Raw genomic sequence first — 24,409 nt, 5'->3', positions numbered from 1 at the left:
CCGACAATTGTCAATCGCCCTAAACAGGCGTTTGAACGGGACTCCGCAGTCATTTCCGTACCGCCTGGATCCGTAACACGACCTTGCATGAGCGACCATTCATAGAATCAATCATTAGAAAAGTCGCCCTAATTCCAGGCGCACCGGATTCAACCGACTAAGCTGGTGACAATATGATTGAGTACGCGGGGAACAGGACGTTTCGAAGCACGCCCTGGAAAGAATGGTTTTACCGGCCTGCCTGGCCAACCCGCCCGATGATGCTGTCGGGCTTTTTTACGCTCAGGCCAACGCTTTTAATACGGCAGAAATGTCCTGCAAAACACTGGCTTCGCCTTTTTCTCCCCAATACAGGGCGATCATTTGCCGGTCGGCCTCGACCTTATAGACATTGGCTGGCAATGCTCGGAAGTGGCCGAGCAACGCTTCATCCTGGCACACCTCCTGCCATTGGTTGACCCACACCCCTGGAGCCTTTTGCCAATAACTCCAGCTGGCCGGCTGACTGCCCCGCCGGGCTCGGTGGTACTGCGCACAGGGGTTTGGTGGCTGCTGGCCAAGCCAATGGGGCCAGTCTTGCGGGGTCAATCGCATGGCCAGCCCGAGGCGTCGCGCCTCCATGCGAAGGGCTATACGCCCGCTCTGTGCGCGAGACGGTCGCAACCATGCCAGGGGGCTTAATACCACCAACAGGATTGACACCACTATCCAGACCGTCATATCTGTACTCCCGAATTCTGATGAGCCCATTGACCTGTATCGCCATCAATGCGCTTGAAACCAGCCATACTTACCGTATCGCCATTCTCTGGAGTGCTTTTCATGTACTACGAACACATCCTGGTCGCCGTCGACCTTACTGAAGAATGCGATCCCGTCGTCAAGCGAGCCCTCGCCCTTTGCGAAGGGCGGGACAACAAACTGTCGCTGGTGCATATCGTCGAGCCGATGGCGATGGCCTTCGGCGGTGACGTTCCGATGGATCTTTCCCAGTTGCAACAGCAGCAGTTCGACCAGGCCAAGGAACGCCTTGACCGATTGATCGTGAAATACCCTGCCTTGAAAAAGGAAAACAGCCACCTGACCTATGGCCAGCCGCGCCAGGAGATCCATCACCTGGCCAAGGAGCAAGGCTGCGACCTGATCGTGGTCGGCAGCCATGGCCGCCATGGCCTGGCGTTGCTGCTGGGCTCCACCGCCAACGACGTGCTGCATGGCGCGCCTTGCGATGTGCTGGCGGTGCACCTGGTCAAGCGCACCTGACCCTGGACCTTCGGGAGCGAGCAAGCTGGCTCCCACAAGGGATTGCGTTTCAAATAAAAAAATCCCGGCGTTCATTGCTGAACGCCGGGAATCTTCTCAACAGCGGATCAAGCGTCCAGCTCAGCCCAACGCTCGACCAGCGCATCCAGCTCAGCCTGCAACTGTTCCAGATGCGCGATTACCTTGGCGGTTTCGGCCGCGGGACGCTGGTAGAAGCCGGCATCAGCCATCTCGGCCTCCACCGCGGCGATCTGCTGCTCCTTCGCGTCGATATCACCTGGCAAGGCTTCCAGTTCACGCTGCAGCTTGTAGCTGAGCTTTTTCTTGGTCGGAGCCGGTGCGGCAGCGGCGGCAACCGGCGCCGGCTCGGCCTTGACGACCGCGGAGTTCAAGTCGGCCTTGCCTGATTTGCTCTCAGTCACACCCAGCAGGCGCGGCGAGCCGCCTTGGCGTAGCCAATCCTGATAACCACCGACATATTCGCGAACCAGCCCCTCGCCTTCGAACACCAACGTGCTAGTGACCACGTTATCGAGGAAGGCCCGATCGTGGCTGACCATCAGCACAGTGCCGTTGAACGTCAACAACACTTCTTCCAGCAGCTCGAGGGTTTCCACGTCCAAGTCGTTGGTTGGTTCGTCGAGCACCAGCAGGTTCGCCGGCTTGCTGAACAACTTGGCCAGCAGCAGCCGTGCCCGCTCACCACCAGACAGCGCTTTCACCGGCGTACGGGCGCGCTGTGGGCTGAACAGGAAGTCGCCGAGGTAACTCAATACGTGGCGGCTCTGGCCATCGATTTCGATGAAGTCGCGGCCTTCGGCGACGTTGTCGATCACGGTTTTTTCCAAGTCCAACTGATGGCGCAACTGGTCGAAATAGGCGACGTCGATCTTTGTCCCCTCCTCCACTTTGCCGCTGGTCGGCACCAGGCCGCCAAGCATCAGCTTGAGCAGGGTCGTCTTGCCGGTACCGTTGGCGCCAAGCAGGCCGATCCGGTCACCGCGCTGCAGGACCATGGAGAAATCCTTGATCAGGAACGGGCCGCCCGGATGGGCGAAACTGACATCTTCCAGCACCATGACCTGCTTGCCCGACTTGTCGGCCGTCTCGAGCTGGATATTGGCCTTGCCGGTGCGCTCGCGACGTTCGCTACGCTCCACGCGCAATGCCTTGAGGGCGCGCACACGGCCTTCGTTACGAGTCCGTCGGGCCTTGATGCCCTGGCGGATCCACACTTCTTCCTGGGCCAGGCGCTTGTCGAACAAGGCGTTGGCGGTTTCTTCCGCCGCCAGCACCGCTTCCTTGTGCACCAGGAAACTGGCGTAGTCGCCGTTCCAATCGATCAGGCCGCCACGATCCAGTTCGAGGATGCGGGTCGCCAGGTTCTGCAGGAAGGAACGGTCGTGCGTGATGAACAGAACCGCCCCTTGGAAATCCTTCAGCGCTTCTTCAAGCCAGGCGATGGCACCGATGTCCAGGTGGTTGGTCGGTTCGTCGAGCAGCAAAAGGTCTGGCTCGGACACGAGGGCCTGGGCCAGCAGGACCCGACGACGCCAGCCGCCGGACAGCTCGGCCAAGGTCTTGTCAGCCGGGAGTTGCAGGCGGCTCAAGGTGCTGTCGACCAATTGCTGCAGGCGCCAGCCATCACGGGCCTCGAGGTCGTGCTGCACATGCATCAGCTTGTCCAGGTCGGCATCGGTGACGATGTTCTGGCTCAGGTGGTGATATTCGGCCAGCAGCGCGCCGACACCGTCCAGGCCTTCGGCAACCACGTCGAACACGGTCCGCTCGTCGGCTACCGGCAGCTCTTGGGGCAGCTCGCCGATTTTCAGCCCGGGCGCACGCCAGACGGAGCCGTCATCGGGCTTCTGATCCCCCTTGACCAGCTTCATCATGCTGGACTTGCCAGTGCCGTTGCGGCCGATGATGCACACCCGCTCTCCACGGGCGATCTGCCAGGACACCTTGTCCAACAACGGCATCGCGCCGAAAGCAAGGGACACATCGCTGAATTTGAGCAGGGTCATGAGCTTCTCCAAAAACCGGGCGCGCATTCTACCTGAGAAGAGACCTCAAAAGTCCGTCAATTTCGTCGTCGAAGCACTCTGTACTACAAATGTTGCGAAGTTGTGCCAACAGTCCCGCAAAGCTTTCGCCGGTTGCTGGCAAAAGGCTAAGCTACAGGCAAGTTACCCTGGGTTTCTCCTTGGGCTTGTCATGTTTATCTTTGCCCGGACGTATCATGCGCAGTCGCCTTTTCAGTGTTTTATCTTGTTTGTTTGTATGTGCCACTGCCGTTCAAACCGCCCATGCGGTGGATATTTCCACCCAGCGCCAGTACTACGACGAGGCCAAGCGTGCTCTGGCCAAAGGGGATTCCGCTCCCTACTTTCGCTACAGCCAGGCCCTGCGCGATTATCCGCTGGAACCGTACCTGGCCTATGACGAACTGACTGCGCGACTCAAGAGCGCGAGCAACGCCGAAATCGAAAAATTCCTTGCCGAACATGGCGACCTGCCCCAGGCCAACTGGATGAAGTTGCGCTGGTTGCGCTGGTTGGCCGAACGTGGCGACTGGGCAACCTTCGTCAAGTATTACGATCCCAAGCTCAACTTCACCGAGCTGGATTGCCTCAACGCTCAATATCAACTGAGCCATGGCCTTAAGGCCGAAGGTTATGCCAACGCCGAGAAACTATGGCTTACCGGTAAATCCCAGCCGACGGCTTGCGACGCGCTGTTCGGCATGTGGGCCGCGCAAGGCCAGTTGACCGAGCAGAAACGCTGGGAGCGCGCGAAACTGGCGGCCCAGGCACGCAACTATCCGCTGGCCAATAGCCTGGTCAGCGGCCTGACCACCCTTGCCCCCCGAGGCAAGCTGTTGGTTGACGTCGCGCAAAAGCCCGAACTGCTCAACCAGCCTTCGCGCTTCATGCCCGCCGATGAGCCCATGTCCGATGTCGTCAGTCTTGGGCTGCGCCGCCTGGCCCGCCAGGACCCGGAAAAAGCCATGTCATTGCTGGAGGGCTATGCCAGCACCATGCGTTTCTCTCGGGACGAGAAGGTCGCCATCGCCCGGGAAATCGGCCTGACCCTGGCCAAGCGCTTCGATAGCCGCGCCCTGGATGTCATGACCAAATATGACCCGGAGCTTCGGGACGACACCGTATCGGAGTGGCGCTTGCGCCTGCTCCTGCGCCTCGCCCGCTGGGACGACGCCTACCAACTGACCCGCCGCCTGCCCGAATCGCTGGCGAGCACCAATCGCTGGCGCTACTGGCAGGCCCGTAGCCTGGAACTGGCGCAGCCACAGAACCCCGAAGCGCTGACGCTCTACAAGCACCTGGCTCGCGAGCGTGATTTCTACGGTTTCCTGGCCGCCGACCGGTCCCAGTCACCGTATTCGCTGGTGAACAAGCCGCTGCCCATGAGCCAGGCGCTGATCAACAAAGTCCGCAATACACCGGGCATACGCCGGGCGCTGGAATTCCACGCGCGTGGTCAAATCGTCGACGGACGCCGCGAGTGGTATCACGTCAGCCGCCATTTCAGCCGGGACGAAATGGTCGCCCAGGCGAAACTGGCCTACGACCTCAAGTGGTATTTCCCAGCCATCCGCACCATCAGCCAGGCCAAATACTGGGATGACTTGGATATCCGTTTCCCGATGGCCTACCGCGACACGTTGGTGCGAGAAGCCAAGATCCGCGGCTTGCACCCTAGCTGGGCGTTCGCCATCACCCGGCAGGAAAGTGCGTTCATGGACGACGCCCGCTCCGGTGTCGGCGCCAGCGGCCTCATGCAATTGATGCCGGCCACGGCCAAGGAAACCGCGCGCAAATTCAATATTCCCCTGGCATCACCGCAGCAAGTCTTCAACCCGGACAAGAATATCCAGCTGGGCGCGGCGTACCTGAGCCAGGTGCACAGCCAGTTCAACGGCAACCGCGTCCTCGCCTCCGCCGCCTACAACGCCGGCCCCGGTCGCGTGCGCCAATGGTTGCGCGGTGCAGACCACCTGAGCTTCGACGTCTGGGTCGAAAGCATCCCCTTCGACGAAACCCGCCAATACGTGCAGAACGTGTTGTCGTACTCGGTCATCTACGGCCAGAAGCTCAACTTGCCGCAACCGCTGGTGGACTGGCATGAGCGGTATTTTGATGATCAGTGAGTATTAGCGAGACGCTGTTCCTGAGAAGAAAAAAATGCCCGCATCGAAAGATGCGGGCATTTTTGGTCGGCTACTTGGTCTGTTGCTGGACCTTGTGGGAGCGAGCTTGCTCGCGATGGCGTCGGCACCTTCAACATGGATGCAAGCTGACCCACCGCTATCGCGAGCAAGCTCGCTCCCACAGGGGATTCGTGTGGACGCTGCGCTCAGTCGGCTGCCGAGTCCAAGCCAACGTTGAACTGCAACGCTGCCAACCGCGCATACAGCGCATTGCTTGCAACCAGCTCCTGATGGCTACCCACGGCAACCACCTTGCCTTGGTCCATCACCGCAATCCGGTCGGCGTTTTTCACCGTGGCCAGGCGATGGGCGATGACCAGGGTGGTACGGTTCTTCATCAGGCTGGGCAAGGCTTGCTGGATCAGGTGTTCACTTTGCGCGTCGAGGGCGCTGGTGGCTTCGTCCAGTAGCAGGATTGGCGCGTCCACCAGCAGGGCCCGGGCGATCGCCAGGCGTTGGCGCTGGCCGCCGGACAGTCCAAGGCCGCCATCGCCCAGGTGGGTCTGGTAGCCGTCAGGCATTTTTTCTATGAAATCATGGGCGTGGGCAATCTGCGCAGCCTCGCGTACCTGCTCGAATGTTGCTTGGGGATTGCCGTAGCGAAGATTTTCTTCGACCGTGCCGAAAAACAGTGCCGGGTTTTGAGAAACCAGGGCGAAATGACGACGCAGGTCCAAAGGGTCGACCGAGGTCAACGGCACGTCGTCGATCAGGATCCGCCCTTGCACCGGATCGTAGAAGCGCAGCAGCAGGTCATACACCGTTGACTTGCCCGCGCCGGATGGCCCGACGAGGGCCAGGGTTTCGCCGGCCTTGATGCTCAGGTCGAGGCCATCGACCGCATAGCTGTCCGGTCGGGAGGGGTAGGAAAAACGCACGCCTTCAAGGCGCAAGTCACCCCGCACCCGCTCCGGCAACGTCACCAGCCCTGTGACCGGTGGCTGGATAATGTTCTGCGAACGCAGCAACTCGGCAATGCGTTCCGCGGCGCCCGCTGCCCGTTGCAGCTCGCCGATCACTTCGCTGAGGGTGCCAAAGGCGCTGCCAACGATCAGGCTGTAGAACACGAACGCCGCGAGTTCGCCGCCGGAAATCCGCCCGGCGATCACATCCATGCCGCCGACCCAGAGCATCACCCCTACCGCACCCAGCACCAGCACGATCACCAGGGTGATCAACCAGGCCCGCTGGGCGATGCGCTTGCGGGCGGTGTCGAAGGCTTGCTCCACCGTCACGGAAAAACGTTGTTCATCCTGGACCTGGTGGTTGTAGGCCTGCACGGTCTTGATCTGGCCGAGGGTTTCGGAGACGTAGCTGCCGACGTCGGCGATGCGGTCCTGGCTCTGGCGCGACAAGCTGCGCACCCGTCGCCCGAACACCAGGATCGGCGCCAGGACCAATGGCAGGGCAATGACCACGATACTGGTCAGCTTGGGGTTGGTGACAAACAGCAGCACAATGCCGCCAATCACCATCAAGGCGTTGCGCAGGAACAACGACAGCGACGAACCAATCACCGATTGCAGCAGAGTCGTATCGGCGGTCAGGCGTGACTGGATTTCCGAACTGCGATTGTTCTCGTAGAAGCCCGGGTGCAGATACACCAGGTGATTGAAGACCTGCCGCCGGATATCGGCCACCACCCGCTCACCGATCCATGACACGAGATAAAAGCGTGCAAACGTACCGATAGCCAGGCCCACCACCAGCACCATGAACAGGCCAATGGACTGATTGAGCAGATGCGGCGAACGGGTCATGAAGCCTTGGTCCACCAGCAGGCGGATCCCTTGGCCCATGGACAACGTGATACCGGCCGTGACAATCAGGGCCAGCAAAGCACCGGCGACCTGTTTGCGGTAAGGGGCGATGAAGCCGCTGGCCAGGCGTATTGCGCGGCGATGTCGTGAAGAAAGCATCGAGAGTGTCCGATAATGCAACAGGAAAAGATTGGCCATCAGTACCGAAACGCAGCGGAACCAAGTGGAATCGAAATGAGTCAGGTTAAATATGACCGCCGAGACTAATGCCTAGATGTTATCGGTCTAACGTCTGGCTGGAAACGCGAGTGTGTTTCTGGTTGAGTGGAGCTGTCGTCATGGACCTTCAAGGAGTGTCATGGCTCGGTCACCTGACGACATTACGATAGGCACGCAACCTGATGAGGAGACAGGCCATGTCCTTGCAACACAGCAGCGACGACAAGATTCAAGTAATCCGCACGCAACCGGACCAGTCCCTGGGCTGCTCGTTCATCGATGCCCAAGGGCGCGAAGTACCGATCACCGAAGACATGATCCAGAAAGCCTGCAGCGAGCTGGAGAAACGACTGGTCAAACCTGCCGAACAAAAGTGATACAGCCCGTCTTCAATTGAACCCGACCTTGATGTCGGGTTTTTTATGCCTGTTCACCGGGCTTAAACGATAGTAGCTCCCAAGGCCGTCACGATCTGCTGCAAGGCCGTCGACTGCCCTTCGATACGCACCTTCAAGCTGTCGATCTCCCGGCGTGGCGGGTAATGCTTGCGCAACGCATCAAACGCACTGCGCTGCTCACTCACCGTACCGATCAAGCTGCGGCGAAAATCCGCATCGTCGCGGCGCGGGTCGTACACGCTCCGGCACAACACCGCCAGCGCCCAGGCCGGGTCGGTATCGGCATCCAGCGTGATGCCCCCGAGCCAGGGCCGGGGTAACAAGTCGGCCAGATCGACTTCGGCGGGCCGCCCAAGAAAGTCGCACAGGGCCTGGTAGATCTGCGCCGTGCCGCGCTGGCGACCGTCAAGGCTGTAGCCGGCAATGTGCGGGGTGGCGATCACGCAGAGGTCGGCCAGGTCCACGTCCACCGTCGGCTCCTGCTCCCAGACATCAAGCACCGCCTGGAGGTCTTCGCGCTCCAACAGCACCTCGCGCAACGCCGAGTTATCGATGACCGGGCCGCGCGCGGCGTTTATCAGCCAGGTGCCAGGCTTCAGGCTGTTCAAGCGATGCTCATCAAAAAGGTGCCAAGTCATGTACTCACCCGTGCGAGCCAATGGCGTGTGCAGGCTGATGACGTCGCATTCCTCGATGATCTGCTCCAGGCTCACGTAGTCGCCGCCTTCGGCAGCGTGGCGAGGCGGGTCGCAGACTTTCACAGCCCAGCCCAGGCCCTTGAGCACCTCGATCAACCGCCCACCTACCTGCCCCGCGCCGACCACGCCAAACGTGCGCTGCGCAAGATCCGCGCCTTCGATCTCAGCCAGGGCCATAAGGCTGCCCAGTACGTAATCCACCACGCCACGGGCATTGCACCCAGGCGCGCTGGCCCAGCGGATGCCGGCCTCGGCAAAATAATCCAGGTCCAGGTGATCAGTGCCAATGGTGCAAGTGCCGACGAAGCGCACCTTGCTGCCTTCCAGCAGGGCTCGATTGACCTGGCTGACCGACCGTACCAACAGCACATCGGCCTGCTCTACCAATGCCCGGTCAATGCCCCGCCCCGGCACCCGGCGGATCTCACCGAAACCTTGGAAAAATGCATCGAGCAGGGGAATGTTTTCGTCGGCGACGATCAGCATGGCAGAGCTCCTTTGGCGGGACGGGCAGTGTAGGCGTTCCTCGCCTCGATGAGCCAGCCCATTACTTCAGTGAACCCGTTTGTGGCGAGGAAGCTTGCTCCCGCTGGCCTGCGAAGCGGGCCCAAAAGGCAGGCGACTGCTGCGCAGTCGAGCGGGAGCAGGTTCCCTCGCAACAAGCATTCGTACGACTTAGCGAGCGATTACAAATCCACAACACAGGTTTTTTCCTGACCACTGCGTCAAGGCGTAGAATCCGCCGCCTTGCGTTTATCTTTTTCGGATGCTTGCCTCGTGAATCCTGCAATCGACACTCCTTCCGTCCTCTCTCGCCCCGCCCGGGTTCGCCTGGAGCTCAAGACGCTGCTCGCCCTCGCCTTGCCGATCATGGTGGCGCAATTGGCGACCACTGCCATGGGTTTTGTCGATGCGGTGATGGCCGGGCGGGTCGGCCCGCGGGACCTCGCCGCGGTGGCGCTGGGTAATTCGATCTGGGTGCCGGTATTCCTGTTGATGACCGGCACGCTGCTGGCCACTACGCCAAAAGTTGCCCAGCGTTTCGGGGCCGGCACGTTCGAACAGATTGGCCCCTTGGTGCGCCAGGCATTGTGGTTGGCCCTCGCGGTGGGGCTGGCCGCGACATTGGCGCTGTTCAGCGCCGAGCCGATCCTGCATGTGATGCACGTCGATCCCGAATTGATCGGCCCTTGCATGGAATACCTGCGGGGTATAGGCACCGGGCTCCCGGCAGTGGCGCTCTATTACGTGCTGCGCTGTTTCAGCGACGGCCTGGGGCGCACGCGACCGGCCATGGTGCTGGGGCTGTGCGGACTGGCGCTGAACATTCCGCTCAATTACATCTTCATCTACGGGCACCTGGGCGTCCCGGCCATGGGCGGGGTTGGCTGCGGCTGGGCCACCGCCATCGTGATGTGGTTCATGGCAGCGGGCATGGCGATCTGGACGTATCGGGCCCCAATCTATCAATCGAGCCGTCTGTTCGCCCGTTTCGACTGGCCGCAATGGTCGATGATCAAGCGCCTGCTGGGCATTGGCCTGCCGATTGGCATCGCGGTGTTTGCCGAGTCGAGCATCTTTGCGGTGATCGCCCTGCTGATCGGCAGCCTCGGCGCCACGGTGGTGGCCGGGCATCAGATCGCGCTGAACTTCAGCTCGCTGGTGTTCATGATCCCCTACTCCCTGGGCATGGCCGTGACGGTACGGGTAGGCCAGGCGCTGGGGCGTGGCCAGCCTCGAGAGGCGCGCTTCGCCGCGGGCGTCGGCATGGGCACGGCCCTGGCGTACGCGTGCCTGTCAGCGAGCGTGATGTTCGCGCTGCGCGGCCCCATCGCAGCGATCTACACAGCCGATCCGCGGGTGATCGAGGTCGCATCGATGCTGATCGTCTACGCGGCGCTGTTCCAGTTTTCCGATGCGATCCAGGTCACGGCGGCCGGCGCATTGCGCGGCTACCAGGACACCCGGGTGACGATGATCCTGACGCTCTTCGCTTACTGGGGCATCGGCTTGCCGGTGGGTTACGCCCTGGGCCTGACCGACAGGCTCGGCACCGCCAGTGGCCCAAGCGGATTATGGCAAGGCTTGATCGTGGGGTTGAGCTGCGCGGCGCTGATGCTGTCGATTCGCCTGGCACGCAGCGCGCGAGGGCAGATCCGCATCAGCCGTGCGACGGGTTAGGCGAGTTTCTTGCGAATCCAGTAGAGGTAGGTGCCGGCGTCCTCTTGCTGGGCCACCAGCTCGTGGTCCAGAAACACGCAGAACTTAGGGATGTCGCGGCGAGTCGAGGGGTCGGTGGCGATGACTTTGAGCAGGCCACCTGGGGCCAGGTCGCGGATATGCTGGTGCAACATCATTACCGGTTCCGGGCAATTCAGACCAGTGGCATCCAGCGTGCCGTCGATTGGCGCATCGTTCATTTCACTCATGATCTACTCCTGAAACTGGCGGGCATTGTCGCGCAATGTCGGCGTTCGGTCACCCCTGGTTCAACACTGCACCCTGTGGGAGCGAGCTTGCTCGCGATGGCGCCAGCACATCCAATATCGATGCAAACTGACCCACCGCTATCGCGAGCAAGCTCGCTCCCACAAGGGCTTCATTGGCTTTCAAGGACTAACGGGCCTTCGTTTTTTTGGTGTCCAACCGCCGCAGATGACACGTCACCTCCTCTCGGTCGTGGTACAGCTGCTTGCAGCCGATCTCGACCTGGATGCCCCGGGCCTTGAAACCCTCGGCGATGCGTTCGAGCAGGCGTTTCACCTCGGCGTAACGCTGTTTCATCGGCAACTTGAGGTTGACCACGGCCTCGCGGCAATGGCCCTCGCCGATCCACTCTTCCAGCATCGCCGCGTTGCGCGCCGGTTTCTCGACGATGTCGCAGACCATCCAGTCCACCGGCTGCCTGGGCTTGAACGTGAATCCGTCCGCCATCAAGTGCTGCACCAGGCCGGTGTCCATCAGGCTTTCGGCCATTGGGCCATTGTCGATGGCCGTCACCAGCATGCCACGGTTGACCAATTGCCACGTCCAGCCACCCGGCGCCGCACCGAGGTCCACACCGGTCATGTCGCTGTGCAGGCGTTCGTCCCACTGGTCCCGAGGAATGAAATGGTGCCAGGCCTCCTCGAGCTTGAGTGTGGAGCGGCTCGGCGCGTCCCGGGGGAACTTCAGACGCGGGATACCCATCGGCCACATCGCTGAGTTATCCGCCTCAGCCAGGCCAAGGAAGACTTCACGACCGCTCTTGAAGGTCAACAGCAGGCGCGGCTTGCGCGGGTCGTCCAGCAGTTTCCCTGCCCCGCCCAAGGCCTTGCGCAGCGGGCCTTCGAACTTCTTGCAGAAGTTCGACAGTTCCTTGCCGTCGTTCGTGTCAACTACCTCCAGCCACAGGCTGCCACACGTCGGGAAGGCCGTCATGTGGGACAGAATGACGCTGATTCGGTCGGTCTCAGGCAGTTCGATGAACGTGCCACGCGCCCACTGCCGAGGAAAAATCAGATCGGCGAAACGTTGCCCGTGCATCAACCGCTCGGCGCCGTCCACTTCGGTACAGACAAATTCGGCGCAGGCGCTGGCCGGCTTGGCCTTGGCGTACCCGGCGACGTTGAGCCGGGCCGCGTGTTCGGCGATCTCGGAACAGACCTCGCCTTCGAAGCCCGGCCGGCAGTGCATGAAAAGCGTGTTCATTGAAACTCCGTAGCAAAGCCTGTCACGAAAACCGGCGCATGATAGCGGAGTTCGGAACCGCGAACCTTGCTATACAGTCCAGTGATTAGTCATACGTTCAAAACAGGGCTAGGTTAAAGGCTCTGTCCGTTCCGTCAGTCCGTAGCCGTGCGGACTCAAAGGAGTGATTTCAATGCCGTCCATCGATAGCCTGAAAACCCTTAAAACATTGCAAGTCGACGCCAGGACCTACCATTATTTCAGCCTGCCGGACGCAGCGCGAAGCCTGGGCGACCTGGACAAGTTGCCGATGTCCCTCAAGGTTCTGCTGGAAAACCTGTTGCGCTGGGAAGATGACAAAACCGTCACCGGCACCGACCTCAAGGCGCTGGCCGGCTGGCTCAAGGAGCGCCGTTCCGACCGCGAGATTCAATACCGCCCGGCCCGGGTGCTGATGCAGGACTTCACCGGCGTCCCCGCCGTGGTCGACCTGGCGGCCATGCGCGCAGCGGTGGAAAAGGCCGGCGGCGATCCGCAGAGGATCAATCCGCTGTCACCCGTCGACCTGGTCATCGACCACTCGGTGATGGTGGACAAGTTCGCCAGCCAACAGGCCTTCGAGCAGAACGTCGACATCGAGATGCAGCGCAACGGCGAACGCTACGCCTTCCTGCGTTGGGGCCAGAGCGCGTTCGACAACTTCAGCGTGGTGCCACCGGGCACCGGCATCTGCCACCAGGTCAACCTTGAATACCTGGGCCGTACCGTATGGACCAAAGAGGAAGACGGTCGTCTCTACGCCTTCCCCGACACCCTGGTCGGCACCGACTCCCACACCACCATGATCAATGGCCTGGGCGTGCTCGGCTGGGGCGTCGGCGGTATCGAAGCGGAAGCGGCGATGCTCGGCCAACCGGTATCGATGCTGATTCCGGAAGTCATCGGCTTCAAACTCGTCGGCAAACTGCGCGAAGGCATCACCGCCACCGACCTGGTGCTGACCGTCACGCAGATGCTGCGCAAGAAAGGCGTGGTGGGCAAATTCGTCGAGTTCTATGGCGACGGTCTAGCCGACCTGCCATTGGCCGATCGCGCCACCATCGCCAACATGGCCCCGGAGTACGGCGCCACCTGCGGCTTCTTCCCCGTGGACGATGTGACGTTGGACTACCTGCGCCTGTCCGGCCGTCCGACGGAAACCGTGAAACTGGTGGAAGCCTACTGCAAGGCCCAGGGACTGTGGCGGTTGCCAGGGCAGGAACCGGTTTTCACCGACACGCTGGAACTGGACATGGGCAGTGTCGAAGCCAGCCTCGCCGGCCCCAAGCGTCCCCAGGACCGGGTGTCGCTGCCGAATGTCGGCCAGGCCTTCAGCGACTTCCTGGGCCTTCAGATAAAGCCCACCAGCAAAGAAGAAGGTCGCCTCGAAAGCGAAGGCGGCGGCGGTGTCGCGGTGGGCAACGCCGACCAGGTGGGCGAAGCGGAATATGAATTCGAAGGCCAGACCCACCGCCTGAAGAACGGCGCCGTGGTCATCGCGGCGATTACGTCCTGTACCAACACCTCCAACCCCAGCGTGATGATGGCCGCCGGATTGCTTGCGAAAAAAGCCGTGGAAAAAGGCCTGGCCCGCAAGCCTTGGGTGAAGAGTTCCCTGGCACCGGGCTCGAAGGTGGTGACCGACTACTACAAGGCCGCCGGCCTGACCGAATACCTCGACAAACTCGGTTTCGACCTGGTGGGCTATGGTTGCACGACGTGTATCGGCAATTCAGGCCCGCTGCCCGATCCGATTGAAAAAGCCATCCAGAAAGCCGACCTGTCCGTGGCGTCCGTGCTGTCGGGTAACCGCAACTTCGAGGGACGGGTGCATCCTTTGGTGAAAACCAACTGGCTGGCCTCACCGCCACTGGTGGTCGCCTATGCCCTGGCCGGCACCGTGCGCATCGACATCAGCAGCGAACCGCTGGGCAACGACCGCGAAGGCAATCCGGTGTACCTGCGGGACATCTGGCCGAGCAGCAAGGAAGTGGCCGACGCGGTGGCTCAAGTGGACACAAGCATGTTCCACAAGGAATATGCCGCCGTGTTTGCCGGCGACGAGCAATGGCAAGCGATCGAGGTTCCACAAGCCGCGACCTACGTCTGGCAATCGGACTCCACGTACATCCAGCATCCACCGTTCTTCGACGATATTGGCGGGCCTCCACCCGCGGTCAAAAACGTGGAGGGTGCGCGGGTCCTCGCTCTGCTGGGAGACTCGGTGACCACGGACCACATCTCCCCCGCCGGCAACATCAAGGCGGACAGCCCGGCCGGTCGCTACCTGCGTGAACAGGGCGTCGAGCCACGGGACTTCAACTCCTACGGTTCGCGACGGGGCAATCACCAGGTCATGATGCGAGGCACCTTCGCCAACATCCGCATCCGCAACGAAATGCTCGGCGGCGAGGAAGGCGGCAATACGATCTATATCCCCAACGGCGAACGCATGTCGATCTACGATGCCGCGATGTTGTACCAGGCCACCGGCACGCCATTGGTGGTGATCGCGGGTCAGGAATACGGCACGGGGTCAAGTCGAGACTGGGCGGCCAAGGGTACGAACCTGCTGGGAGTCAAAGCCGTTATCGCCGAAAGCTTCGAGCGTATCCACCGCTCCAACCTGGTGGGCATGGGCGTGCTGCCGTTGCAATTCAAGCTCGATCAGAATCGCAAGAGCCTGAACCTCACCGGCAGGGAAACTTTGGACATCCTCGGTTTGAGCGACACCGAGCTGACGCCACGCATGAACCTGCCCGTGGTCATTACCCGCGAAGACGGTAGCCAGGAACGGATTGAAGTGTTGTGCCGGATCGACACCTTGAATGAAGTGGAATATTTCAAGGCCGGTGGCATCCTGCACTTTGTCCTACGGCAATTGATTGCAGGATAAAAAGAAGCGTCCTACGAAAACACCGCCTCAGATAGGCGGTGTTTTTGTATGGGCCTGCCTATAATCCCCGCCGGCTCTGCGAGCTTCGCCCGTTTTCCAGCCCCAAGGATTCGACATGCCCGCCCTACCCTGGCCCTACCTGGCCCTTCTCTCGATCGGCTATGGCTTCGCCCTGGTCTATGGCCACCTGGCCTGGACAGCGTCTATTTCGGTCGCGCTGCTGCTGTTCGCCGGGTATGCCGTTCGCCAGCGGCAGACGCCGGTCGGGCAGTTCCTCGGGCATTGCCTGTTCGCGGTGCTCGCGGTCGCGCTGGCCCTGCACTGGATGCCAGGCTTCTTCAACGGCAGGGCCATCGCGGCACAACGTTTTACCGATGATGCCGTGCGATTCGCCATGTACCTGAACCAGGACAAGCCACTGATCGGCTTCTGGTTGCTGTTGTTCTGCCCATGGATCATCGGGCGGCGCCCGTTTCGCTTGTCTGTCTATGCCACGGCCCTGGGCATGTGCATCAGTACGATCCTGGCCCTGGGCGGGGCCATGCTGCTGGGCATGATCAACTGGGCGCCTAAATGGCCAGACTCGGCCTGGCTGTGGGTCCTGAATAATCTTCTTCTGGTGACGTTGGTGGAGGAAGCGTTGTTTCGTGGCTATATCCAGGGAGGCCTGAGCCGGCGCTTTCAACACTTGCGCCATGGCGACAACCTCGCGTTACTGCTGGCCTCGCTGGTGTTCGGCCTGGTGCATGCCGGCGCCGGTTGGGAATGGGTGCTGCTGTCGGGGCTGGCCGGGATCGGTTACGGCCTGGCCTATCGATTGGGTGGCCTGGGTGCAGCGATAGCCACGCATTTTGGCCTCAACCTGCTTCACTTCACCCTGTTTACCTACCCGATGCTGGCGTGACACCGCCGGGAAGAATTATTTCAACAAAAAGCTGACGGTGCCGACAACCTTTCAAAGCCTTGCGGACTACCACACCATGCGTAACAACCAGCCTATTACACAACGCGAAAGGACCTTCCCGGCCCAGCAACGACTTATTTCCACCACCAACGCCAAGGGTGTGATTACCTACTGCAACGATGCTTTCATCGACATCAGTGGTTTTACAAAGGAACAATTGATCCATTCGCCGCACAACCTGGTGCGCCATCCCGACGTTCCGTCGGCCGTGTTCACCCACATGTGGAACACGTTGAAACAAGGCTTGCCATGGATGGGCATCGTCAAGAATCGCTGCCAGAACGGTGATCACTACTGGGTCAACGCCTACGTCACGCCCGTGTTCGAAGGCAATCAGGTCGTAGGCTATGAATCGGTACGGGTCAAACCCACCGCTGAGCAGATTACCCGAGCCGAAGCCCTTTATAAGCGCCTCAACCAAGGCAAATCCGCAGTGCCGGGCAGCGATAAATGGCTGCCGATGCTGCAGGACTGGCTGCCGTTCATCCTGGTCAGCCAGTTGAGTTTCGTTGTCGGCGCTTTTTTCACCTCTTCCTGGGGTTTTGCCCTCGCCGGCCTGCTGTCGGTGCCGTTGGGACTGCTGGGCCTGCAGTGGCAGCAACGCGGTATCAAGCGCCTGCTGCGCCTGGCCGAACAAACCACCTCGGACCCATTGATCGCACGGATGTTCACCGATAGCCGCGGCGTCCAGGCACGCCTGGAGATGTCGATCCTGAGCCAGGAAGCCCGCCTCAAAACCTGCCTGACCCGCCTGCAGGACACTGCCGAGCACCTGAACGGCCAGGCGCGCCAATCCAGCGCGTTGGCCCACGACAGCTCCAGCGGCCTGGAGCGCCAGCGGGTGGAAACCGAACAAGTGGCCACCGCCATCAACCAGATGGCCGCGACCACCCAGGAAGTCGCCAGCCACGTGCAGCGCACCGCCGATGCCACCCAAGAGGCCAATCGCCTGACGGGACGCGGTCGCGACATTGCAGGCGAAACCCGCGAGGCCATCGAGCGACTGTCGGTCGTCGTGGGCGAGACCGGGCAGACCGTGACCCAGTTGGCCAAGGACAGCGATGAAATCGGTGGCGTGGTTGACGTGATCAAGGGCATCGCCGACCAGACCAACCTGCTGGCCCTCAACGCCGCCATCGAAGCGGCCCGCGCCGGCGAGATGGGACGCGGGTTTGCAGTCGTCGCCGATGAAGTGCGGCAATTGGCCCAACGCACCAGCGAGTCCACTGGGCAGATCCATGCCTTGATCGCCAAACTGCAACAGACCGCCACCAACGCCGTGCAGACCATGGACGCCGGTCATCGCCAGGCTGAAGAAGGCGTTGCGCGGGTCATCGAAGCCGACCAGGCACTGGCGGGGATCAGCGAAGCGGTGGCACACATCACCGACATGACCACTCAGATCGCCGCCGCGACCGAGGAACAAAGTTCGGTGGCCGAGGAAATCAGCCGCAACATCAGTAACATCTCGGAACTGGCTGACCAGACCTCCGGGCAGGCCCACAGCTCGGCGCTGCTGAGCGAAGAACTGACCCGCACGGCCAACACGCAGTATTCGTTGGTGGAGCGGTTCAACCGCTGAGTTCAATTGGCGAACCAAAGGCCCGGACAGCGAAAGCTTCCGGGTTTTTGTCGCCTGGCAGGCCGCTATCGCGAGCAAGCTCGCTCCCACAGGGGGTGTGGGGCGTTCATTCAAATGCATTCCAATGTGGGAGCGAGCTTGCTCGCGATGAGGCCATGACTGGCAGCATCAGTCTTGAGACACAAACCCGGCCACCGCCTGCGCCGCCGCCTCCAAATGCTGCTCATGACTAAACCCCGACGCCTTCAACGGTTTCAGATCATGATCCGCCGCCACCAGCCACATGACCTCGATGCCCGGTGACAACGTGTAGCCCTGCACCGCCTCCCGATTGCCCAACGCATCCCGCTCACCCTGGACGATCAAGGTTCGGGTCTTCAACATTGCCAAGTGCTCGACCCGCGGTTTCTCCGGTTTGCCTACCGCGTAGAAGGGATAGCCCAGGCATACCAGCGCATCGGCGCCCAGCTCATCAGCCACCAAACTAGCCATGCGCCCGCCCATGGACTTGCCGCCAATGGCCAGCCGCCCAGCGACATAAGGCCGCACGGTGGCGTACACCTCTCGCCAGCATTCCAGCAGCTTTGGCGCAGGGTTCGGTGGACGCTTGCCGCCGTCCACGCGCCGCTGGGCCATGTAGGGAAACTCGAAGCGCAACACATTGACGCCCTGTGCGCCTAGGCGGGTGGCCATTTGCGCCATGAAACCGCTGTCCATCGGTGCGCCGGCGCCATGGGCCAGGATCAGGGTCGGCGACTCGGCGCCAGCACCTGGCTTGGCGGCCGTCCACAGCCAACCATGTTCCGCCACGCATCGCGCCCATTGATCCCCGTCAATACTGGCCTTGTGCTGTTTGTCCATGCTTGCCTCGCTTTTAGTCTGCCTATAACTCCAGGCGAAGAACGCCGCACTGCCTTGCGCAGGCACTCACTTCGACTGAACCGTGGATGGGGAACCATGAACACTTCTATCAGTACCGCCTACAACTACAAGGTGGTCCGCCAATTCGCCATTATGACGGTGGTGTGGGGCATCGTCGGCATGGGGCTCGGGGTTTTTCTCGCGGCCCAGTTGGTCTGGCCGCAGCTCAACTTCGATTTGCCCTGGACCAGCTTCGGCCGCCTGCGCCCGTTGCACACCAATGCGGTGATCTTTGCCTTCGGCGGTTGCGCGTTGTTTGCGAGTTCGTTTTATTCAGTGCAGCGCACCTGCCAGACAACGTTGTTCGCGCCGAAAATCGCCGCATTCTGCTTTTGGGGCTGGCAGCTTGTAATCCTGCTGGCGGCCATCAGCCTGCCGCTGGGCTACACCAGTTCCAAGGAATACGCCGAATTGGAATGGCCGATCGACATTCTGATCACCATCGTCTGGGTCGCCTACGCCATCGTGTTCTTCGGCACCGTGGCCAAGCGTAGGACCAAGCACATCTACGTCGGCAACTGGTTCTTCGGCGGGTTCATCCTGACCGTTGCGATCCTGCACATCGTCAACAACCTGGAATTGCCGGTGAGCCTGACCAAATCCTACTCGGTGTATGCCGGGGCCACCGATGCGATGGTGCAATGGTGGTACGGCCACAACGCCGTAGGCTTTTTCCTCACCGCAGGCTTCCTGGGGATGATGTATTACTTCGTGCCGAAACAGGCCGAGCGTCCGGTGTATTCGTATCGTCTGTCCATTGTCCACTTCTGGGCGCTCATCACGTTGTATATCTGGGCCGGCCCGCACCACCTGCACTACACCGCGCTGCCGGATTGGGCGCAATCGCTGGGGATGGTGATGTCGCTGATCCTGCTGGCGCCAAGCTGGGGCGGCATGATCAACGGCATGATGACCCTCTCGGGCGCCTGGCATAAATTGCGCAGCGACCCGATCCTGCGCTTTCTGGTGGTGTCCCTGGCGTTCTACGGCATGTCGACCTTCGAAGGGCCGATGATGGCGATCAAGACCGTCAACGCCCTCTCCCACTACACCGACTGGACCATCGGCCACGTACACGCCGGCGCACTGGGCTGGGTGGCGATGATTTCCATCGGCGCGCTGTACCACATGATCCCCAAAGTCTTCGGCCGCACGCAGATGCACAGTATCGGCCTGATCAACGCGCACTTCTGGCTCGCAACCATCGGCACCGTTTTGTACATCGCCTCGATGTGGGTCAACGGCATTGCCCAGGGCCTGATGTGGCGTGCGGTGAACGAAGACGGCACCCTCACCTACTCCTTCGTCGAAACCCTGGTGGCCAGCCACCCAGGCTTCATCGTGCGGCTGGTAGGCGGGGCGATCTTCCTCAGCGGCATGTTGCTGATGGCCTACAACACCTGGCGCACCGTGCGGGCCTCTCAGCCTGCCGAAGCCACCGTTGCCGCGCAGATGGCTTGAGGAGTCCGCGATGAAACACGAAACAATCGAAAAAAACGTCGGCCTGCTGATGCTGCTGATGGTCCTCGCCGTGAGTATCGGGGGCTTGACCCAGATCGTGCCGCTGTTCTTCCAGGACGTGACCAATAAACCGGTGGACGGCATGAAACCCTACACCGCCCTGCAGTTGGAAGGCCGCGACATTTACATCCGCGAAGGCTGCGTCGGCTGCCACTCGCAGATGATTCGTCCGTTTCGCGCCGAGACCGAGCGCTACGGCCACTACTCGGTGGCCGGCGAAAGCGTCTGGGATCACCCGTTCCTTTGGGGCTCCAAGCGCACTGGCCCGGACCTGGCCCGGGTCGGCGCGCGTTACTCCGATGATTGGCATCGCGCGCACTTGTACAACCCGCGCAACGTCGTGCCCGAATCGAAAATGCCGGCCTACCCGTGGCTCGTCACCCAAGCCGTCGACAGCAGCCACACCGAAGGCAAGCTGCGCGCCATGCGCACCCTCGGCGTGCCGTACACCGACGATGACATCGCAGGCGCGACGGCCACGCTCAAGGGCAAGACCGAAATGGATGCGCTGGTGGCCTACCTGCAAGTGCTTGGCACTGCCATCAAGAGCAAGAGGTGAGCCATGGTGCTTGAAATGAGTACTGGAATGATCCGCGGTCTGGGCACCGTCGTGGTGTTCATCGCCTTCATCGGCCTGGTCCTGTGGGTGTTCAGCAGCAAGCGCGGCCCGGAATTCGCCCAGGCACGCCTGCTGCCGTTTGCCGATGAGCCGCCCGCCGACCTCATCCCCCAAGACCCTGAACCAAGGAGTACCCGGTCATGACCACTTTCTGGAGTACGTGGATCTGCGTACTGACCCTCGGCAGCCTCATCGGCCTGACCTGGCTGCTGATCGGCACCCGCAAGGGCGAGACCAAGGGCAGCGTCGACCAGACCATGGGCCACAGCTTCGACGGCATCGAGGAATACGACAACCCGCTGCCGCAATGGTGGTTCCTGTTGTTCGCCGGCACCTTGGTGTTTTCCGTTGGCTACCTGATTCTCTATCCGGGCCTGGGCAACTGGAAAGGCATCCTGCCCGGCTACGACAACGGCTGGACCGGCGCCCATGAATGGGAAAAGGAAATGGCCAAGGCTGACGCCAGGTTCGGGCCAATCTTCGCCAGGTTCTCCGCGATGCCGGTGGAAGAAGTCGCCAAGGATCCGCAAGCCTTGAAAATGGGCAGCCGGTTGTTCGCTTCCAACTGCTCGGTCTGCCATGGCTCGGACGCCAAGGGCGCCTTCGGCTTCCCGAACCTTGCCGACAGTAACTGGCGCTGGGGCGGGAATGCCGAAACCATCAAGGCGACCATCATGGGCGGCCGCATGGCAGCGATGCCGGCCTGGGGCGACGTGTTGGGAGATGCCGGGGTCAGGAACGTCGCCGCGTATGTGCGACACGATCTGGCAGGCCTGCCGCTACCGGCGGACAGCGGTGCCGACCTGCAAGCCGGCCAGCAAGCGTTCAGCACCACCTGCGTCGCCTGCCACGGCGCCAACGGCCAGGGCACCGAAGCCATGGGCGCGCCGAACCTGACGCAACCGGCCGGCTTCATCTACGGCACCAGCCTGGCCCAATTGCAGCAGACCATTCGCCATGGTCGCCAAGGCCATATGCCTGCGCAGAATGAACTGCTTGGCAATGATAAGGTGCAACTGCTCGCGGCTTACGTCTACAGCCTGTCTCAGGGTGTCGGCACCGAGCGCCTGCAAGCGGAACACAAAAGCGAATAAATCCTGACCACACGAACAGCCGCGTTCATCTGGATGCGGCCGTTCCGTGCCCCTGCGCGACTCATTGTCGCACCCTGCCTTAGTCTTTCTTTCGGTTCCATGGAATCAGGTCTAAGCTTGCCTTTGCGTGTGCTGGCGACTGCCGGTTTCAGGTCGATCCGACCCGATGCGTTCGACAATCGTTCGACAAAAAGGCCGCAAAGGCAGGTGAATACCGGCTGTTGCGACAGTTGCCTGTCACCCCCCGAACGCCGTGTTTGAACACACCCCGTTACAACCGACCTGACCCCCTCGCCTCCTTCCTTTGTCGCGACATTTTGCCGAGGGCCAATTTTGTCCCTACACCGAACATGGAAAGGCCGCAGAATCAGCTTTGGAAAGCATTGACCCCGGTCATGGCGCGTTGCAATGACCCCCCGCTTTCTCCATACTTGCGACCGATTTTTATCCTAATAAAACACCCAAACCGTGGAACCTTAGAATGAGCACAGCAATCAGTCCGACTGCTTATAACTATAAGGTAGTCCGCCAGTTCGCCATCATGACGGTGGTCTGGGGGATCCTTGGCATGGGGCTCGGTGTCTTCATCGCCTCGCAACTGGTCTGGCCGGAGTTGAACTTCGATCTGCCATGGACGACATTTGGACGCCTGCGCCCGCTGCACACCAACCTGGTGATCTTCGCCTTCGGTGGTTGTGCGTTGTTTGCCACTTCTTATTACGTCGTGCAGCGAACCTGCCAAACGCGACTGATTTCCGACAGCCTCGCCGCCTTCACCTTCTGGGGTTGGCAAGCGGTGATCGTTGGCGCGATCGTGACCTTGCCAATGGGTTTCACCACCACCAAGGAATACGCGGAACTGGAATGGCCCCTGGCTATCCTGCTGGCCATCGTCTGGGTGACCTACGGTTTGGTGTTCTTCGGCACCATCGTCAAGCGCAAGACCAAGCACATCTATGTCGGCAACTGGTTCTACGGTGCGTTCATCGTCGTGACCGCCATGTTGCACATCGTCAACCACGCGTCCCTGCCGGTCAGCTTCTTCAAGTCTTACTCGGCCTATTCGGGCGCCACCGACGCGATGATCCAATGGTGGTACGGCCACAACGCCGTGGGCTTCTTCCTGACCACCGGCTTTCTGGGGATGATGTACTACTTCGTGCCGAAACAGGCCGAGCGTCCGATCTACTCCTATCGTCTGTCCATCGTGCACTTCTGGGCGCTGATCACCCTGTACATCTGGGCCGGCCCTCACCACCTGCACTACACCGCGCTGCCGGACTGGGCGCAGTCCCTGGGCATGGCGATGTCGATCATCCTGCTGGCGCCAAGCTGGGGCGGCATGATCAACGGCATGATGACCCTCTCGGGCGCCTGGCATAAGCTGCGCACCGACCCGATCCTGCGGTTCCTGGTGGTGTCTTTGGCGTTCTACGGCATGTCGACCTTCGAAGGCCCGATGATGGCCATCAAGACCGTCAACTCCTTGAGCCACTACACCGACTGGACCATCGGCCACGTACACGCCGGCGCCCTCGGCTGGGTAGCGATGATTTCCATCGGCGCCATCTACCACATGATCCCGAAACTGTTCGGTCGCGCGCAGATGCACAGCACTGGCCTGATCAACGCGCACTTCTGGCTCGCGACCATCGGCACCGTGCTGTACATCGCCTCGATGTGGGTCAACGGCATTACCCAAGGCCTGATGTGGCGTGCGATCAACGACGACGGCACCCTGACCTACTCGTTCGTCGAAGCGCTGCAAGCCAGCCACCCGGGCTTTATTGTCCGTGCCCTGGGCGGCGCGTTCTTCGCCAGCGGCATGCTGCTGATGGCTTACAACGTATTGCGCACCGTTCGTGCCTCTGACCCGGCTGAAGCTGAAGCCGCTGCCAAGATCGCCGTTGTTGGAGCTCACTGATGAAGCACGAAGCAGTAGAGAAGAATATCGGCCTGCTGGCCTTCTTCATGGTTATCGCCGTCAGCATCGGCGGCCTGACCCAGATCGTTCCACTGTTCTTCCAGGACGTGACCAACAAGCCGGTCGAAGGCATGAAGCCGCGCACCGCCCTTGAACTCGAAGGCCGCGACGTCTACATCGCCAACGGTTGTGTCGGCTGCCATTCGCAGATGATCCGTCCGTTCCGCGCCGAGACCGAACGCTACGGCCACTACTCGGTCGCCGGTGAAAGCGTCTGGGACCACCCGTTCCTGTGGGGTTCCAAGCGTACCGGTCCGGACCTGGCCCGCGTGGGCGGCCGCTACTCCGACGACTGGCAGCGTGCGCACTTGTACAACCCGCGCAACGTCGTGCCGGAGTCGAAAATGCCGGCCTACCCGTTCCTCGTAGAAAACAAGCTCGACGGCAAAGACACCGCCAAGAAAATGGAAGTCCTGCGCTCCCTGGGCGTTCCCTACACCGACGAAGACATCGCCGGCGCCAGGGATGCCGTGAAGGGCAAGACTGAAATGGACGCGCTGGTGGCCTATCTGCAAGGCCTGGGCACCATCATCAAAAGCAAACGGTGATCT

General features: G+C 61.2%; 20 protein-coding genes. 13 read left to right on the top strand and 7 right to left on the bottom strand.

The window, feature by feature from the left end:
- Positions 1–282 precede the first annotated feature (282 nt).
- Positions 283–720 (bottom strand): hypothetical protein, encoded by a 438-nt coding sequence (locus M1D68_RS08975; protein WP_420764687.1) that lies wholly within the window; start codon positions 718–720, stop codon positions 283–285.
- 102 nt (positions 721–822) lie between these two features.
- On the opposite strand from M1D68_RS08975, the gene M1D68_RS08970 reads away from it, so the two are divergent.
- Positions 823–1,263, top strand: coding sequence for a universal stress protein (locus tag M1D68_RS08970; protein WP_420764688.1), 441 nt, complete (start codon positions 823–825; stop codon positions 1,261–1,263).
- A gap of 107 nt (positions 1,264–1,370) precedes the next feature.
- On the opposite strand, the gene M1D68_RS08965 is transcribed toward M1D68_RS08970, so the two are convergent.
- Entirely contained in the window at positions 1,371–3,290 is a 1,920-nt protein-coding gene (locus M1D68_RS08965) for an ATP-binding cassette domain-containing protein (protein WP_420764689.1), read from the bottom strand.
- Positions 3,291–3,505: 215 nt separating this feature from the next.
- On the opposite strand from M1D68_RS08965, the gene M1D68_RS08960 reads away from it, so the two are divergent.
- Positions 3,506–5,434, top strand: coding sequence for a transglycosylase SLT domain-containing protein (locus tag M1D68_RS08960; RefSeq protein ID WP_434700981.1), 1,929 nt, complete (start codon positions 3,506–3,508; stop codon positions 5,432–5,434).
- A gap of 206 nt (positions 5,435–5,640) precedes the next feature.
- Here M1D68_RS08960 and M1D68_RS08955 read toward each other — a convergent pair whose 3' ends face one another.
- Positions 5,641–7,452: an ABC transporter transmembrane domain-containing protein gene (locus M1D68_RS08955; RefSeq protein ID WP_434563272.1), complete on the bottom strand. Its 1,812-nt coding sequence runs from the start codon at positions 7,450–7,452 to the stop codon at positions 5,641–5,643.
- Between the two features lie 218 nt (positions 7,453–7,670).
- On the opposite strand from M1D68_RS08955, the gene M1D68_RS08950 reads away from it, so the two are divergent.
- Positions 7,671–7,850, top strand: a complete 180-nt coding sequence (locus tag M1D68_RS08950) for a PA1571 family protein (protein WP_003199629.1) — start codon at positions 7,671–7,673, stop codon at positions 7,848–7,850.
- 62 nt (positions 7,851–7,912) lie between these two features.
- Here M1D68_RS08950 and pdxB read toward each other — a convergent pair whose 3' ends face one another.
- Positions 7,913–9,055, bottom strand: a complete 1,143-nt coding sequence (gene pdxB, locus M1D68_RS08945) for a 4-phosphoerythronate dehydrogenase PdxB (protein WP_457970056.1) — start codon at positions 9,053–9,055, stop codon at positions 7,913–7,915.
- 291 nt (positions 9,056–9,346) lie between these two features.
- Here pdxB and M1D68_RS08940 point away from each other — a divergent pair, with 291 nt between their 5' ends.
- Complete coding sequence (locus M1D68_RS08940) at positions 9,347–10,750, top strand: MATE family efflux transporter (RefSeq protein ID WP_434650518.1); 1,404 nt, start codon at positions 9,347–9,349, stop codon at positions 10,748–10,750.
- Here M1D68_RS08940 and tusA read toward each other — a convergent pair.
- Together tusA and rlmM are read right to left on the bottom strand one after the other, a co-directional pair.
- Positions 10,747–10,998 carry a sulfurtransferase TusA gene (gene tusA / locus M1D68_RS08935; protein ID WP_420764694.1) on the bottom strand — a complete coding sequence of 84 codons (252 nt, stop codon included), beginning with the start codon at positions 10,996–10,998 and terminating at the stop codon, positions 10,747–10,749. The two genes, M1D68_RS08940 and tusA, sit on opposite strands and share 4 nt — an antisense overlap.
- A 187-nt stretch (positions 10,999–11,185) precedes the next feature.
- Positions 11,186–12,259, bottom strand: coding sequence for a 23S rRNA (cytidine(2498)-2'-O)-methyltransferase RlmM (gene rlmM, locus M1D68_RS08930; protein ID WP_457970053.1), 1,074 nt, complete (start codon positions 12,257–12,259; stop codon positions 11,186–11,188).
- Positions 12,260–12,431: 172 nt separating this feature from the next.
- Between rlmM and acnA the strand changes: the two genes are divergently transcribed.
- The 3 genes from acnA (at position 12,432) to M1D68_RS08915 (ending at position 17,719) form a co-directional block, all read left to right on the top strand.
- A complete protein-coding gene (gene acnA, locus M1D68_RS08925) occupies positions 12,432–15,173 on the top strand; it encodes an aconitate hydratase AcnA (protein ID WP_457970051.1) in 2,742 nt (913 codons plus the stop codon).
- A gap of 115 nt (positions 15,174–15,288) precedes the next feature.
- Positions 15,289–16,077 (top strand): CPBP family intramembrane glutamic endopeptidase, encoded by a 789-nt coding sequence (locus M1D68_RS08920; RefSeq protein WP_457970049.1) that lies wholly within the window; start codon positions 15,289–15,291, stop codon positions 16,075–16,077.
- 76 nt (positions 16,078–16,153) lie between these two features.
- Positions 16,154–17,719: a methyl-accepting chemotaxis protein gene (locus tag M1D68_RS08915; protein WP_457970047.1), complete on the top strand. Its 1,566-nt coding sequence runs from the start codon at positions 16,154–16,156 to the stop codon at positions 17,717–17,719.
- Positions 17,720–17,887: 168 nt separating this feature from the next.
- Here the strand turns inward: M1D68_RS08915 and M1D68_RS08910 are convergent, their stop codons facing one another.
- On the bottom strand, positions 17,888–18,580 hold the full coding sequence (locus M1D68_RS08910; RefSeq protein WP_420764699.1) for an alpha/beta family hydrolase: 693 nt from the start codon (positions 18,578–18,580) through the stop codon (positions 17,888–17,890).
- Positions 18,581–18,676: 96 nt separating this feature from the next.
- Between M1D68_RS08910 and ccoN (M1D68_RS08905) the strand changes: the two genes are divergently transcribed.
- From ccoN (M1D68_RS08905) to ccoO (M1D68_RS08880), 6 genes are all read left to right on the top strand, one after another.
- Positions 18,677–20,101 (top strand): cytochrome-c oxidase, cbb3-type subunit I, encoded by a 1,425-nt coding sequence (gene ccoN / locus M1D68_RS08905; RefSeq protein ID WP_434563260.1) that lies wholly within the window; start codon positions 18,677–18,679, stop codon positions 20,099–20,101.
- 10 nt (positions 20,102–20,111) lie between these two features.
- Positions 20,112–20,720, top strand: coding sequence for a cytochrome-c oxidase, cbb3-type subunit II (ccoO, locus tag M1D68_RS08900; RefSeq protein WP_181286923.1), 609 nt, complete (start codon positions 20,112–20,114; stop codon positions 20,718–20,720).
- Positions 20,721–20,723: 3 nt separating this feature from the next.
- Positions 20,724–20,924 (top strand): cbb3-type cytochrome oxidase subunit 3, encoded by a 201-nt coding sequence (locus tag M1D68_RS08895; protein WP_420764702.1) that lies wholly within the window; start codon positions 20,724–20,726, stop codon positions 20,922–20,924.
- Entirely contained in the window at positions 20,921–21,874 is a 954-nt protein-coding gene (gene ccoP / locus M1D68_RS08890) for a cytochrome-c oxidase, cbb3-type subunit III (RefSeq protein ID WP_434563256.1), read from the top strand. Before M1D68_RS08895 ends, ccoP begins: the two co-directional genes overlap by 4 nt.
- 481 nt (positions 21,875–22,355) lie before the next feature.
- Positions 22,356–23,798, top strand: coding sequence for a cytochrome-c oxidase, cbb3-type subunit I (gene ccoN, locus M1D68_RS08885; RefSeq protein ID WP_420764704.1), 1,443 nt, complete (start codon positions 22,356–22,358; stop codon positions 23,796–23,798).
- Entirely contained in the window at positions 23,798–24,406 is a 609-nt protein-coding gene (gene ccoO, locus M1D68_RS08880) for a cytochrome-c oxidase, cbb3-type subunit II (RefSeq protein WP_039589059.1), read from the top strand. The genes ccoN (M1D68_RS08885) and ccoO (M1D68_RS08880) overlap by 1 nt, the downstream gene beginning before the upstream one ends.
- The last annotated feature ends 3 nt before the right edge of the window (positions 24,407–24,409 follow it).

The sequence above is a fragment of the Pseudomonas sp. R4-84 genome (assembly GCF_054130985.1).
Note: the sequence above shows the minus strand (reverse complement) of the source record. Positions and strands in the feature narration are given on the sequence as shown.